Annotated in this window: 7 protein-coding genes; all 7 read left to right on the top strand. The window is 74.4% G+C overall.

Annotated features, from left to right (window positions below):
- Positions 1-11 precede the first annotated feature (11 nt).
- The 7 genes from F6X68_RS13810 to F6X68_RS13780 all read left to right on the top strand — a co-directional run bounded on the left by F6X68_RS13810 (position 12) and on the right by F6X68_RS13780 (position 15351).
- Positions 12-8963, top strand: coding sequence for a non-ribosomal peptide synthetase (locus F6X68_RS13810; protein WP_225852191.1), 8952 nt, complete (start codon positions 12-14; stop codon positions 8961-8963).
- On the top strand, positions 8963-9946 hold the full coding sequence (locus F6X68_RS13805) for an ornithine carbamoyltransferase (protein WP_151454653.1): 984 nt from the start codon (positions 8963-8965) through the stop codon (positions 9944-9946). The genes F6X68_RS13810 and F6X68_RS13805 overlap by 1 nt, the downstream gene beginning before the upstream one ends.
- Positions 9943-11271 (top strand): MFS transporter, encoded by a 1329-nt coding sequence (locus F6X68_RS13800; protein ID WP_151454652.1) that lies wholly within the window; start codon positions 9943-9945, stop codon positions 11269-11271. The genes F6X68_RS13805 and F6X68_RS13800 overlap by 4 nt, the downstream gene beginning before the upstream one ends.
- Positions 11272-11327: 56 nt before the next feature.
- A complete protein-coding gene (locus tag F6X68_RS13795; protein ID WP_151454651.1) occupies positions 11328-12263 on the top strand; it encodes a TauD/TfdA family dioxygenase in 936 nt (311 codons plus the stop codon).
- A 25-nt stretch (positions 12264-12288) separates the two neighbouring features.
- Positions 12289-13095: a thioesterase II family protein gene (locus F6X68_RS13790; RefSeq protein ID WP_151454650.1), complete on the top strand. Its 807-nt coding sequence runs from the start codon at positions 12289-12291 to the stop codon at positions 13093-13095.
- Positions 13096-13130: 35 nt separating this feature from the next.
- Positions 13131-14309, top strand: a complete 1179-nt coding sequence (locus F6X68_RS13785; protein ID WP_192581394.1) for a class I SAM-dependent methyltransferase — start codon at positions 13131-13133, stop codon at positions 14307-14309.
- A 238-nt stretch (positions 14310-14547) separates the two neighbouring features.
- Complete coding sequence (locus tag F6X68_RS13780) at positions 14548-15351, top strand: SGNH/GDSL hydrolase family protein (protein ID WP_151454649.1); 804 nt, start codon at positions 14548-14550, stop codon at positions 15349-15351.
- The last annotated feature ends 97 nt before the right edge of the window (positions 15352-15448 follow it).

Genomic DNA, 15448 nt, shown 5'->3' with positions numbered 1-15448 from the left:
CGCACCGGTCGGTGGAGCAGGTCGTGGGGATGTTGGCGGTGCACAAGGCGGGTGGGGTGTACCTGCCGTTGGATCCGTCGTATCCGGCGGAGCGGTTGGCGTTCATGCTGGCCGACGCGGCGGCCCCGGTGCTGCTCACCACCGCCGAGCTGCGGGCGCAACTGCCGCCGGTCGACGCCACGGTGGTGCTGCTCGACGAGCCGGACGCGTGGGCCGGCCAGCCGCCGACCGACCCGGAACCGCTCACCGACCCCGACAACGGCAGCGTCGTCATCTACACCTCCGGCTCCACCGGCCGCCCCAAGGGCTCGCTGCTGTCGCACCGGGCCCTGGTCAACCGCACCGGGCACGTCGGCGCGCGGGTCTACCGGCTGGACTCCGACGCCGTCGTGCTCCAGAAGACCGAGATCGGCTTCGACGTCTCCCCGGGCGAGGTCTACGCGGCCCTGTCGGCGGGCGCCCGGATCGTGGTGGCCCGCCCCGGCGGGCACCGCGACCCCGCGTACCTGTGCGAGCTGATGGCCCGCGAGGGCGTCACCACCGTCCACTTCGTGCCGTCGATGCTGCCGGCGCTGCTGGCCGAGGGGCTGGCCGGCTGCCGGTCGCTGCGGTCGGTGGCGGTGGGCGGCGAGGAGATCGGCGTCGACGTGGCGCGGGCGTTCCTGGCCGCGCTGCCCGGCTGCGAGCTGCACAACACGTACGGTCCGGCCGAGGCCACCGTCGACGTGAGCAGCTGGCAGTGCACCGCCGACGCCCTGGCCGGGCTGTCCCGGGTGCCGCTCGGCACCCCGCACCCGAACCTGCGGCTGTACGTCCTCGACGAGCGGCTCGACCCCGTGCCGGTCGGCGTGCCCGGCGAGCTGTGCATCGGCGGGACGGGGCTGGCCCGGGGCTACCTGGGCCGGCCGGGGCTGACCGCCGAGAGGTTCGTGCCGGACCCGTACGGCCCGCCCGGGTCGCGGCTGTACCGCACCGGGGACGCGGCGGCGTGGCGGCCCGACGGCACCGTCGACTTCCTGGGTCGGCTCGACTCGCAGGTGAAGCTGCACGGCGTACGCATCGAACTGGGGGAGATCGAGACGGCCCTGCGCGGCTGCCCCGGCGTGGCCGACGCCGTCGCCGCCGTACGCGAGCACGACGGCCGCCGCACCCTCGTCGGGTACGTGCTGCCGACCCCCGGCGACGCACCGACCCCGTCCGGGCTGCGGGAGTGGCTGCTCGCCGCGCTGCCCGAGGCGATGGTGCCGGCCGCCTACGTCACCCTCGACGCCATCCCCAAGGACCCGAACGGCAAGGTCGACCGGCGCCAGCTCCCGGCCCCCGAGGCCGGCGCGTACGCGACCGGGGACTACCAGGCCCCGACCGGCGACGTGGAGGAGGAGATCGCCGGGATCTGGGCGCGGGTGCTCGGCGTGGCCCGCGTCGGCGTCACCGACAGCTTCTTCGACCTCGGCGGCGACTCGATGCTCGCGGTCACCCTCGTCGGCACGCTGCGCGCCGCCGGGCACCCCACCAGCGTGCGGGACGTCTTCGCGCACCGGACCGTCCGCCGGCTGGCCGCCGCGCTGACCGACGCCGACACCGACGAGTTCCGCCCGGTCGCCCCGTACGCGCTGATCGGCGCCGCCGACCGGGCCAGGCTGCCCGGCGGCCTGGTCGACGCCTACCCGGCGTCGCGCACCCAGCTCGGCATGCTGGTGGAGTCGGCCGTCAGCGGCGACCGCGCGGTCTACCACAGCGTCCTGGCCCACCAGGTCCGCGACGGGCGGCCGTTCGACGCCGGGGCGCTGCGCGGCGCGGTCCGCGCCGTGGTGGCCCGGCACGAGATCCTGCGCACGTCGTTCGACCTGGTCGGCTACTCGGTGCCGATGCAGCTCGTGCACGCCCACGCCGAACCCGACGTGCGCGTCGAGGACGGCCGGGGCGTCCCGGCCGAGCGGCACGCCGCGCTCTTCGCGGAGTTCATCGCCGCCGAGCGGGGCCGCCCGTTCGACGTCGCCACCGCGCCGCTGCTGCGGGTCACCGCGCACGTGGACAGCGACGAGAGCTGGTGGTTCACCTTCACCATCTCCCACACCGTCACCGAGGGCTGGAGCAGCGCGCGGCTGGTCACCGAGGTGCTCGACCGCTACGCCGAGCTGGCCGACGGCCGCACCCCGGCGTCGGCCGACGTGCCGACCGTGCGCTACGCCGACTTCATCGCCGCCGAGATCGCCGCGCTGGAGTCGACCGCCGACCGGGAGCACTGGCGGTCGGTGTGGGACGGGCGTGCCCCGTTCACCCTGCCCGCCGGCTGGGGCGAGCCGGACGCGCCGGACGCCACGGTGGACGCCACGGTCGACTTCGCCGACCTGGACGAGGCGCTGCGCGCCCTGGCCCGCGACACCGACGTGTCGGTGAAGGCGGTGCTGCACGCCGCGCACCTGAAGGTGCTCAGCCAGCTCACCGGCGAGCCGGGCTTCCACGCCGGCCTCGTCTGCGACGCCCGGCCCGAGGTGCTCGGCGCCGACGAGGTGCACGGCATGTACCTCAACACCGTGCCGTTCCCGTACGACCGGTCCGCCCGCACCTGGCGCGACCTCGTCGCCGCGGTGTTCGACCGGGAGGTCGCGCTCTGGCCGCACCGGCGGTTCCCGCTGGCCGAGATGCAGCGCGAGGCCGGCCACCGGCTGCTGCACGTCCTGTTCAACTACCAGGACTTCACCCGCGCGACGCAGGGCGGCGACGGATCCGGCCCGGTGGTCACCGGCGCCGCCGGCGAGGGCGCCACCGAGTTCGACCTCTCCTGCTTCGCCCAGCGGGGCCGCTACGCGCTCTCCGCGCGGGCGGGGCTGGTCAGCCAGGCCAACCTGGACCGGATCGCCGGCATGTACCGGGCGGTGCTGGAGGCGATGGTCGCCGACCCCCACGGCGACTGCCAGGCCGTCTGCGTGCCCGGGGGTGAACGCGACCGGCTGCTCGGCGTCACCGACACCGGCGCCGACGAGCCGGTCACGGGCACCATGGTCGAGCTGTTCCAGGCCCAGCTGGCCCGCGATCCGCAGGCGGTGGCCGTGGTGGCCGGCGCCGTCGAGCTGACGTACGCCCAGGTCGACGCCGCCGCCAACCGGCTGGCGCACCACCTGCGCGCGGCCGGCTCCGGCCGGGAGACCGTCGTCGGGGTCTGCCTCGACCGGGACGCGGACCTGGTGCCCGCGCTGCTCGGCGTGCTCAAGGCCGGCGCGGCGTACCTGCCGCTGGACCCGGCCCAGCCCGCCGAGCGGATCGGCTACATGCTGGCCGACGCCGGGGCACGGACCGTGGTGACGACCTCCGCGCAGGCGGAGGTGCTCGCCGGCTTCGACGGGCGGCGGGTGCTGCTGGACTCCGGCGACCTGGCCGGGCACCCGGAGACCGATCCGGGGATCGCCCGCGACCCCGACGACCTCGTCTACGTCATCTACACCTCCGGCTCGACCGGTCGGCCCAAGGGCGTCTGCGTGAGCGACGCCAACGTGCTGCGCCTGCTCGACGCCGCGCAGGAGCACTACGCGGTGGACGAGACCGACGTGTGGGCGCTGTTCCACTCGTACGCCTTCGACGTCTCCGTCTGGGAGCTGTGGGGGGCGCTGCTGCACGGCAGCCGGCTGGTGGTGGTGCCCCGCGAGGTGGCCCGCGTGCCGCAGGACCTGCTGGACCTGCTGGTGACGCAGCGGGTCACCATGCTGGCGCAGACCCCGACGGCGCTGCGCGGGCTGGTCCGGCTCGCCGCCGAGGACGCCCCCGGAATCCGGGAGCTGTCGCTGCGGGCGGTGGTCATCGCGGGGGAGAAGCTCGACTTCGCCGACCTCGCCCCGTGGGCGTCCCGCCTCGGGCTGGCCCGCACCGCGCTGGTCAACATGTACGGGATCACCGAGACCACCGTCTACTCCACCTACCACCGGATCACCCGGGCCGACCTGGCGCCCGGCGTGGGCAGCCGCATCGGCCGGCCGCTGTCCGGCGTGCGGATGTACGTGCTCGACCAGTACGGCCACCCGGCGCCCATCGGCGTGCCCGGCGAGGTGTACCTGGCCGGGCACGGGGTGGCCCGCGGCTACCTCAACCAGCCCGACCTGACCGCCCGGCGGTTCCTGCCCGACCCGTACGGCCCGGCCGGCAGCCGGATGTACCGCACCGGCGACCTGGCCACCCGGCTGCCCGACGGCAGCGTGGAGTTCCTCGGCCGCCTCGACGACCAGGTGAAGCTGCGGGGTTACCGGATCGAGCCGGGCGAGATCGAGGCGGCGCTGACCGCGCTGCCCGGTGTCGCGGAGGCGGTCGTCGTGCTGCGCGCGGACGACCCGGCCGACCCCCGGCTGACCGCGTACCTGGTGGCCGGCGACGGGGAGCCGCCGCAGGTCGCCGCGCTGCGCGAGCGGCTGGGGCGCAGCCTGCCGGAGTACATGGTCCCGTCGGCGTTCGTGCTGCTGGAGCAGTTGCCGCGCAACAACAGCGGCAAGCTGGACCGGCGGGCGCTGCCCGCCCCCACCGGCGCGACGCTGGCGGGCCGGGACTTCGTCGCCCCGGCCGGTCCGCTGGAGGAGCGCGTGGCCGCCGTCTGGGCCGAGGTGCTGGGCCTGCCGGCGGTCGGCGTCACCGACGGCTTCTTCGACCTCGGCGGGCACTCCATCACGGCGCTGGTGCTGGCCGGGACGATGCGCGCGGCCGGGCTGGACGTGACGGTCGCGGACATCTTCCGGCACCCGAGCGTCCGGGCGCTCGGCGAGGTGCTGGCGAGCCGGGACGCGCCGGCGCCGACCGACCGCCCCGTCGAGCCCTTCGAGCTGGTCGCCCCCGCCGACCTGCCGCTGCTGCCGGCCGGGCTGGACGACGCGTACCCGCTGTCGCGGGTGCAGCTGGGGATGCTGCTGGAGATGCTGGCCGACAACGGCCAGAACCACTACCACAACGTCGTCTCGTTCCTGATCCCCGACGACGAGCCGTTCGACCTGGCGACGCTGCGGACCGCCGTCGCCGAGGTGGTGGCCCGGCACGACGTGCTGCGTACCTCGGTGGACACGAGCGGCTACTCGGTGCCGATGCAGCTCGTGCACCGCGCGGTGGACGTGCCGGTCCACACCCGCGACCTGCGCGGGGTCGCCGAGGCGGACCGGACGGCCCTGGTGCGCCGGCTCGTCGGCGAGGAGTACGCCGAGCTGTTCGACGTCGAGCGGGCGCCGCTGCTGCGGTTCACCGTGTGCCTGGAGACCGACCGGAGCTGGCGGCTGGTGCTCACCATCTGCCACGTCATCATCGAGGGCTGGAGCCTGCACGCCCTGGTGATGGAGATCCTGGACCGGTACCACGCGCGGCGGGCGGGCGCGGAACCCGACGTCACCGCCCCGCCCGGGGTGCGCTTCGCCGACTTCGTCGCCGGCGAGCTGCGCGCCCTGGACTCGGCGGCCGACCAGCGGTACTGGCAGGACGTGGTCGAGCGGCACCCGAGGTTCCTGCTCCCCGCCGCGTGGGCGCCGCCCGCGCCGGCCACCCGGGAGCCGTACACCGAGGTGGTGTCCTACGCGGACCTGGAGCCGCGACTGCGGGCCCTGGCCTCGGCGGCCCGGGTCTCGCTCAAGGCGGTGCTGCACGCCGCGCACCTGAAGGTGCTCAGCCAGCTCACCGACGAGCCGGCCTTCTACAGCGGACTGGTCTGCAACACCCGGCCGGACGTGGTGGGCAGCGAGCGGGTCTACGCCATGTCGCTGAACACCCTGCCGTTCCCGCACGACCGGACGGCGGGCAGTTGGCGGGAACTCGTCCAGCGGGTGCACGCCCGCGAGGCCGACCTGTGGCCGCACCGCCGCTACCCGGCACCGGCCATCCGCACCCCCGGCCGGGGCGCCGGCCTCACCGACGTCTACTTCAGCTACCTCGACTTCACCGAGGTCGACGGCGGGCGCACCGCGCCCGTGGAGCGGATCGGCGCGAGCACCTCCGAGTTCGCGCTCGCCGTCGCCGCGGGCGCCGGCCGGCTCGAACTGAGCACCGACAGCCACGCCATGGGCCGGGCCGACGCCGCGCGGCTGGGCGGCATGTACCGGCTGGTGCTGGAGGCCATGGTGGCCGACCCCGACGGCGACCCCCGGGCGGCGTACCTGCCCGCCGGGGAACGCGACGACGTGCTGGTGGGCTGGAACGCCTCGGCCGTGCCCGGATGCGTCGACCTCGTCCCGGACCGGGTCGCGGCGCGGGCCGCCGCCACCCCCGACGCGGAGGCCGTCGACGGTACGACCTACGCCGAGCTGGACACGGCGGCCAACCGCATCGGCCACCACCTGCGCGGGGCGGGGATCGGCCCGGAGCGGGTCGTCGGGGTGCTGCTGGACCGGGGCGCCGACCTCGTCGCCGCCCTGCTCGGGGTGTGGCGGGCCGGCGGCGCGTACCTGCCGATCGACCCGGGGCACCCGGCCGAGCGGGTCGCCGCGATGCTCGCCGACGCCGGGGCGACGGTGGTGGTGACCTCGACCGGCCACGCCGACCGGCTCACCGGCGTCGAGCTGGTGCTGCTCGACCGCGACGCCGAGCGGATCGCCGCGCTGCCCGCCGACCCGCCGCCCGGCCGTCCCGACCCGGACCACCTCGCGTACGTCATCTTCACCTCCGGCTCGACCGGCCGGCCGAACGGCGTGCAGATCAGCCACGGCAGCCTCGCCAACTACCTCGGCTGGGCGGCCGAGGAGCTGATCGGGGACCGCACCGGCGGCGCCGCGCTCTTCTCGTCGGTCGCGTACGACATGGTGGTGACCAGCATCTGGGCGCCGCTGGTCACCGGGCAGCGGCTGTGGCTGCTGCCGCCCGACGCCGGGCTGGACGAGCTGGGCCCGAGGCTGGCCGACGCCGGCCCGTTCAGCTTCGTCAAGCTGACCCCCGGCCACCTGGACCTGCTGACCCGCCAGCTCGGCGCGGAGCAGGCGGCGGCCCTGACCCCGCTGCTGGTCCTGGGCGGCGAGGCGCTGACCCGGCAGGTCTGCGACCGCTGGCACGCGCTCGCGCCGGGCAGCGTGCTGCTCAACGAGTACGGGCCGACGGAGGCGACGGTGGCCGTCAGCCGGTACCCGGTCACCGGGCCGCTGCGGGGCGACGTCGCGCCGATCGGCCGGCCGATGGCCGGGATGCGCACGTACGTCCTCGACGCCGACCTGCAACCGGTGCCGGTGGGCGTGGTCGGGCACGTACACCTCGGCGGCCCCGGCCTCGCCCGGGGCTACGCCGGCCGGCCGGACCTGACCGCCGACCGGTTCGTGCCCGATCCGTTCGCCGCGGGCGGCGGGCGGCTGTACCGGACCGGCGACCTGGGCCGCTGGCTGCCGGACGGGCAGCTCGACCTGCTCGGCCGGGTCGACGACCAGGTGAAGATCCGAGGGCACCGGGTGGAGCCCGGCGAGGTCAGGGCGGTGCTGGTGGCGCATCCGGGCGTGCGGGACGCGGTGGTGACCGTCGAGTCGACGGGCGCCGGCGGACCCCGCCTAGTGGCCTACCACGTCGGCGACGCGCCGGACCTGGCCGCGCACTGTGCCCGGTGGCTGCCCAGCCAACTGGTCCCGAGCGTCTTCGTCCCGGTGCCGGCCATCCCGCTCAACGCCAACGGCAAGGTCGACCGTCGGGCGCTGCCCCCGGTGGACCTGGCCGGGGCGGCCGACCACACCCCGCCCCGCCCCGGGCTGGAAAAGCTGATCGCCGACATCTGGGCCGGGGTCCTCCAGATCGACCGGGTGGGCCGGCACGACCGCTTCTTCGCCCTGGGCGGGCACTCGCTGCTGGTCGTACCGGTGGTCACGGCGGCCCGGCAGGCCGGAGTTCCGCTGACGCTGCGGGCGGCGATGCTCGACCGGACCCTGGCCGAGCTGGCCGCCTCGCTCGCCCCGACCGGGGCGGCGTCCGTCGAAGCGGCGGATCCGGCGGTACGCGCCGGCGTGGCGCGAACCGTGCCGGTGCTGCCGGCCGTCGAGCCGCTGCTCGCCGCCCACCGGGTGCCCGGCGCCTCGCTGGCCCTGCTCGCCGACGGCGAGGTGGTGGAGGTCCGCGCCGCCGGGCACTGCGCGGCCGGCGGCGACGCCCCGGTGACCCCGGCGACCATCTTCCAGGTCGGCTCGGTCAGCAAGCTGGTCACCGCGGTGGGCGCGCTGGTCCTTCTCGGGCGGGGGCAACTCCAGCTCGACACGGACGTCAACGCGTACCTGAAGGGCTGGCAGCTGCCGGCCGACCGGTCGGTGAGCCTGCGGCAGCTGCTCTCCCACGTCGCCGGGCTGACCCCGACGGGCAGCACCGGGCACCCGCGTGGCGGCCCCGTGCCGAGCCTGTCGGACGTGCTGCACGGCCGGGGCGTCCCCACCGGCCCGGTCCGGGCGCTCGACGCGCCCGACGCGGTGGCGGTGGAGCGCAACAGCCACTTCGTGGTGGTGCAGCAGCTCATGGAGGACGTCACCGCGACGCCCTTCGCCGACCTGATGGCCGAGCTGGTCTTCGGACCGGCGGGGATGACCGGCAGCAGCTTCGACCAGAGCTTCCCGGAGACGTCCGGCCGGCCGGTGGCCGTCGGGCACGACGAGCGGGGCGAGCCGCTCCCGGGCGGCTGGCAGGTGCGTACGGACCTGGCGGCGGCCGGCCTCTGGACCACCGCCACCGACCTGGCCCAGCTCGTCAGGGAGATCCACCTCGCGTACCGGGGCGACCCGGCCCTGCTGAGCCGGGAGCTGGCGGTGGCGCAACTGACCACCGGAACGGGCGGCGTCTTCGGACTCGGCTGCATGGTGGACCGCATCGACGGGCCCGCCGGGACACGGGTGGAGTTCACCCACCGGGGCCGCATCCCCGGCTACCAGGCGCTCACCGCCGGCCGGGTGCCCGACGGCTCCGGGCTGGTGGTGCTGACCAACGGCGACCAGGGCCACGAGGTCGTGTCGCGGTTGGCGTCCGACATCGCACTGACGGAGGAAATGTGATGACGACCGTACCGAGCAGCCTTGCCACGGTCACCGACCCACCGACCCGGCAGGTGCGGCACCTGGTGTCGATCCGCGACCTGACCGACGACGACCTCTACTCGATCGTGGCGCGGGGGGCGAGGTTCGCCGCGGGCGAATCCGCCAGCCCGCTGGCCGACCGGGTGGTCGGCACCTACTTCGTGAAGACGTCGACCCGGACCCGGACCGCGTTCACCGTGGCCGCGCTGCGGCTCGGCGCGAAGACCATCCAGTACGGGCCGAACGACCTCCAGGTCAACACCGGGGAGTCCAGTGAGGACACCGGCCGGGTGCTGTCGGGCATGCTCGACGTGCTGGTGGCGCGGACCGCCGCCGACCCGGAGGAGATGCGCGACTGGTCGCGCCAGCACCGGATGGCCGTGATCAACGCGATGAGCGCCGAGGAGCACCCGACGCAGGCGCTGGCCGACCTGACCACCCTGCTGCGGCGCTTCGGCCGTATCGAACACCTGCGGCTGCTCTACCTGGGCGAGGCGAACAACACCGCGACCGCACTGGCCCTGGCGCTGACCCGCTTTCCCGGCGTCGAGCTGGAGCTTCGCACCCCGGCGGGGTACGGGCTGCCGGCGGAGATCGCGGCGGTCGCGCGGGAGCAGGCCCAGCGCTGCGGCGCCCACCTCGTCGAACGGCACCACATGGACGACCTGCCGGGTGACCTGGACGCCATCTACACCACCCGGTGGCAGACCACCGGCACCAGCAAGCCCGACCCGGACTGGCGGCTGCGCTTCGCCCCGTTCCAGGTGGACCGGGAGCTGTGGCGGCGCAGCCCGCACGCGGTCTTCATGCACGACCTCCCGGCGCACCGGGGGGAGGAGGTCACCTCCGAGGTGCTCGACGGGCCGGCCAGCATCGCCTTCCAGCAGGCGGAGAACAAGCTCTACAGCGCGATGGCCGTGCTCGACTGGTGCCGGGCCACCCCCGCCGGGTCCGCGTCGTGAGCGCGGTCGGGCACCCGGCGGCCACGTCCCGGCAGCCGGGGCGCCTGACCGGCAACCGCGACTTCCTGCTGCTCTGGGTCGGCTCCGGGGTCTCCGCGCTGGGTTCCCGGGCCACCTCGATCAGCTACACCCTGCTGGTCTTCTGGTCGACCGGTTCGGCCACGGCGGCCAGCCTGGTGACCTTCGCCGCGCTGCTGCCCAACCTGGTGACCCAGTTGCCGGCGGGGGCGTTGGTCGACCGCTGGGACCGGCGCCGCACGATGGTGCTCTGCAACGTCGGGCGGATCGTCGCGATCGGCAGTGTCGCGGTCGCGGTGGCCCGGGACTCGGTGTGGCTGCCGCACCTGATGGCTGTCGCGTTCGTGGAGGCCAGCCTGGGCATCTGCTACGCCCTGGCCGAACGCGCCGCGGTGTTCAACGTGGTCCCGGCCGACAGGTACGGCGCGGCGACGGCGGCGAACGAGTCGCGGGCCAACGCGGCCAGCATCCTCGGCCAGCCGGCCGGCGCCGGGCTGTACGCGCTGACCCGCTGGGCGCCGTTCGGCTTCGCCGTGCTGATGCACGTGATCTCGCTGGTCACCCTGCTGTTCGTGCGGCGGGACCTGCAGGCGCCGAAGGCGCGCGCGGACGAGCCCGGTGGCCTGCTGACCCGGGTGCGGGAGGGCTTCGTCTTCGTCTGGGGCCAGCTCTACCTGCGCCGCGCCCTCGGCCTCTTCGCGGCGAGCAACATCCTGTTCCAGGTGCTGGGCCTGGGCCTCGTGGTGATCGTCAAGAACCTGGGCGGCTCGTCAGCCACGGTCGGGATGCTGCTGATGGTGAACAGCGTCTTCGGCATGGCCGGCGCGATGACCAGCAACTTCTACCTGAGTCGCTGGGGGATCCGCCGGATCATCATGGGGGTCAACATCGCCTGGGCGGTGCTGATGCCGCTGCTCGCGCTGGCACCGGGACTCGCGCTGGCACCGGGACTCGTCGTCCTCGGCGCGATCTTCGCGTTGATCCACTACGGCGCCGGCATCAGCAACGTGGCCGGGATGTTGTACGTGCTCCAGAGCGCACCTGACCACCTGCGCGGGCGGGCCGGCTCGATCGTCATGCTGCTCAGCTCGGGAGCCAACTCGCTGGGGGCGCTGTTCGCGGGCTTCCTGCTCGACTCGACGAGCTTCACCAGGGCCATGCTGATCGTGGGCGGGGCGATGGGGGTGATCGCGGTGCTCGCGGTGCTCGGCTTCGGCGGTCGCGCCCGGGCCGAGGCGGAACGGGCGGAGGCCGCCGAGCGGGCGGGCCGCGCAACCCCGGATGGTGGCGATATGGACGGAATATAGCGGAGCGGCAGAGCCTGGGAGGGATCGCACAGCTTGGGACGGTGAGGAGCCCCGGAATGAACGAGCACGCGAGCTGGAAGCCGTTGGAGATCACCCCGGAGAGCGCCGGCTGCGCGCCGAGCGCCGAGGGACTGGTCGACCACCTGCGCGAGCTGGACCTGGCGGAGGTGCTCACGGCCGAGAAGGCGCTCGTCTTCCGTGGCTTCGGGGTGCGGCCGGAGACCCTGGACCCGGTGATGGACCTGCTGCTGCCGAGGCGACTGGCGTACGTGCACGGCAACTCGCCGCGCACCAAGGTGGGCCGCAACGTCTACACGTCCACCGAGTACCCGTCCCGGTACACCATCTCCATGCACAACGAGCTGTCGTACGCGGCGCAGTGGCCGGCCCGGCTGCTCTTCTTCTGCCAGATCGCCGCCGAGACCGGCGGCGCCACCCCCGTCGTCGACGCCGAGCTGTGGCTCGACTCCCTGGACCCGCAGCTGCGCGCCGACTTCGCCGGTGGGCTGCGCTACCAGCAGAACCTGCACGACGGCATGGGGCTGGGCAAGAGCTGGCGGGAGACGTTCGAGACCGACAGCCGCGACGAGGTCGAGGAGTTCCTGGCCGGCGCCAACGCCACCTGGGAGTGGACCGCCGACGGACTGCGCGTGGTCCAGCTGCGGGAGTCCACCCTGCGGCACCCGGTCACCGGGGCCGAGGTGTGGTTCAACCAGGCCGACCAGTGGCACCCGGCCGGCCTGGACGACGACATCGCCCGGGTGATGACCCAGGTGATGGGCCCGGACGAGCTGCCCCAGTCGGTGACCTTCGCCGACGGCTCCCCGATCCCCGACGAGTACGTCACCCAGATCCGCGACCGGGGCCTGGAGGCGGCGGTCGACGTCGACTGGCGGGTCGGCGACCTGCTGCTGATCGACAACGTGCTCACCGCGCACGGCCGGCGCCCGTACACGGGTGACCGCCGGGTGCTGGTGGCGATGTCGGACTGAGCGGCGCGACCGGGAAGTGCCCCAGATGTCCCTGCCCCGCCCGAACGGCGGCGATCCCTGGCTGCGGGTGTTCCGGGGCGGCGCGCACGCGGGTCTGCGGTTGGTCTGCCTGCCGCACGCCGGCGGCTCGGCCGGGTTCTTCCAGACCTGGGCGGCGCGGCTGCCGGACTCCGTCGACGTGCTCGCCGTCCGCTACCCGGGCCGCCAGGACCGGCTCTCCGAGCCGTGCGTCGACCGGATGGACGTGCTCGCCGACCGGGTCACCGAGGCGCTCACCGGTTACCTGGACCGTCCCCTCGCCCTGTTCGGCCACAGCATGGGCGCCTCGGTCGCCTACGAGGTGGCCGTCCGGCTGGAGGAGCGGTTCGGCGTCGTGCCGGAGTTCCTGTTCGTCTCGGGGCACGGGGCACCGCACGTCACCCGGATCGACCAGCACCCCGACCACCTCGACGACGAGGAGTTCCTCGTCCGGATCGCCGCGCTCGGCGAGGTGGATCCGGTGGTCTTCCGCTCCCGGAAGCTGCGGGAGCTGGTCGTACCGGCACTCCGGGCCGACCTTCGGCTGATCCACGGCTACCTGCCGCGCGCGCCGCGGACCGTGTCCGCGCCGATCACGGCGTACCTCGGCACGGGGGATCCGGCCTGCGACCGGGAGTCGGTCTCCGCCTGGGCGGAGCTGACCACCGGCGGCTTCCGGCTGCGGGCGTTCCCCGGCGACCACTTCTATCTCGTGCCGGCGCGGGCGGAGCTGCTCGCGGACCTGACCGCGCAGCTCGCCGGCCGGCCGACCGTACCCCGTGCCGCGGCATCCGTGGCCGGGCACCTGATCTGACCGGCACCGCCGGACTCGCACCTGGAGGGCGCATCGTGACCGCACCGGACGTCGAGGCGACGCCGCAGCCGCTCGTGGACGTGGACCAGGAACGCCACGCGCGGTTCCGTACCTCCTTCGAGGCGGTGACGGACTTCGGGCGGCGGCTGCTGGCGGCCCGGTTGGCCGCCGCGGGCGTCCTGCCCGCCCCCGGTGCCGTCGCCGGCCGGGCGGAGATCCTGGCCCGGCTCGCGGTGGCTCCCGGCTACCAGCGGCTCGGCGACGCCCTGCTCGACCTGCTGGCGGACGCCGGCCTGCTGCGTCGGCAGGGCGACGGGCTCGCCGTGACCGGACGGGTCGCCGAGGCGGCCGGGTTCGCCGAGGACGACGCGGTCGACGCGGCGGCGGCGACGCTGCGCCGGGAGCACCCGGAGGTCGCCGGATACGTGCCGCTGCTGGTCGCCTGCCAGACGCAGCTCGTCGAGGTGGTGCGGGGCGACCGGCCGGCGAACGAGGTGCTCTTCCCGGGCGGCTCCGCCGACCTGGTCTCCGCGATCTACCGGGACAACGTCCAGCTGGACTTCTACAACCGGCTCTGCGCGGCGCGGGTGCGGGAGCACGTCCGGCAGTTCCTGCGGCGCTATCCGCGGTCCTACGTCCACGTCATGGAGGTGGGCGCGGGGACCGGTGGCACCAGCGGCCCGGTGCTCGACGCCCTGACGGACCGGACGGAGCGGCTGCGGTACTTCTACACCGACGTGGGGCCGGCGTTCCTGCGGCTGGGACGGCAGCGCTTCGGCGTCGACCGGCCGCACGTCGACTTCGCCCGCTACAACGTGGAGGGCGCGCCCGAGGACCAGGGCTTCGAACCCGGTTCGATGGACGTCGTCCTGGCCAGCAACGTCCTGCACGCCACCCTGCGGATCTCCGTCGCGCTGCGGCACTGCCACGCGCTACTCAAGCCGGGCGGCATTTTGGTGATCAACGAGATGACCAGCCGCCTCGACTACAACACGCTGACCTTCGGCCTGGCCGAGGGCTGGTGGCGGCACGCGGAGGACGAGCCGCGGGTGCCGGCGTCCCCGCTGCTGGACGTGGCGGGCTGGCGCGCCGCCCTGGGCCGGGCCGGCTTCGTCGACGTGCGGGCGCACGCCGTGCCCGGGCTCGACGCCGCCGAGCAGGTGCAGACCATGTTCGTGGCGACGGCCACCGGTGGGGGCGGCTCGTCCCGCTGAGGTTCCACCCCGTCCGCGTACGCCCCGACCGGGGTCGCGTCCGCCGGGCCGCGCGACTCGCGGCACCGTGCGGTCGGGACCCCGGTCCGGGCGCGCGCGACCCCTGCCGGCGCACGTACCGGTACGGGAACCCGGTAGGTCTTTACCGGCACCCCTAAATGTTCCGGCAAGATCTTTCGTGGACGAATATTCGGTGATATCAATCTCGCACTCGATTCCTCTACCCCCGGAGTGCGACGTGCGGAGAACCCGTCTCGTTTCCCTCGCCCTGAGCCTGGCCACGGCTCTCGGCGTCAGCCTCACCCTGTCCGCGCCCGCCCAGGCTGCGCCCGCCGACCGCTACGTGGCGCTCGGCGACTCGTACGCCTCGGGCGTGGGTGCCGGCAGCTACACCAGCGAGAGCGGTTCCTGCCAGCGCAGCACCAACGCCTACCCGGCCCTGTACGCCGCGAACATCAAGCCCGCGTCGTACCGCTCGGTCGCCTGCTCCGGTGCCACCACCACCAGCCTGATCAACACGCAGCTGTCGGCGCTGAGCTCCACCACCACCCTGGTCAGCGTCACGATCGGCGGCAACGACGTCGGCTTCGGCAACATCATGTCCACCTGCGTGCTCCAGGGCACCACCCAGTGCGTGGCCGCCGTGCAGGCCGCCCAGGACAAGGCCCGGGCCCAGCTGCCCGGCCTGCTGCGCAACGTCTACAACGGCATCAAGACCCGGGCGCCCTCGGCCCGGGTGGTGGTCGTCGGATACCCGGTCTTCTACCAGCTCGGCACCACCTGCATCGGGCTGAGCGCCACCTCCCGGGCGAAGATCAACGAGGGTATCAACCTGGTCGACGACCTCACCCGCACCGCCGCCGTCGCCGCCGGCTTCAAGTTCGCCGACGTGCGGTCGCAGTTCGTCGGGCACCAGCTGTGCAGCTCCGGCACGAAGTGGCTGCACGCCCTCAACTTCGCCAACCTCGGCATCTCGTACCACCCGACCGCGGCCGGCCAGTCCGGCGGTTACTACCCGGTCTTCCGCTCCGTCGCGGGCTGACCGACGCGCTCTCCGTCCGGGCGCTCCCGGTCCCGCCCCCCTCGGGGCCGGGAGCGTCCAGGGCGGGCGGACGGGCACGGTCGCCCGCGCGGCGTCC

The sequence above is a fragment of the Micromonospora sp. AMSO12t genome, assembly GCF_008806585.1.
Classification (GTDB): domain Bacteria; phylum Actinomycetota; class Actinomycetes; order Mycobacteriales; family Micromonosporaceae; genus Micromonospora; species Micromonospora reichwaldensis.
The sequence above is the reverse complement of the archived record's forward strand: the minus strand, read 5'-3'. Positions and strand labels throughout refer to the sequence as shown.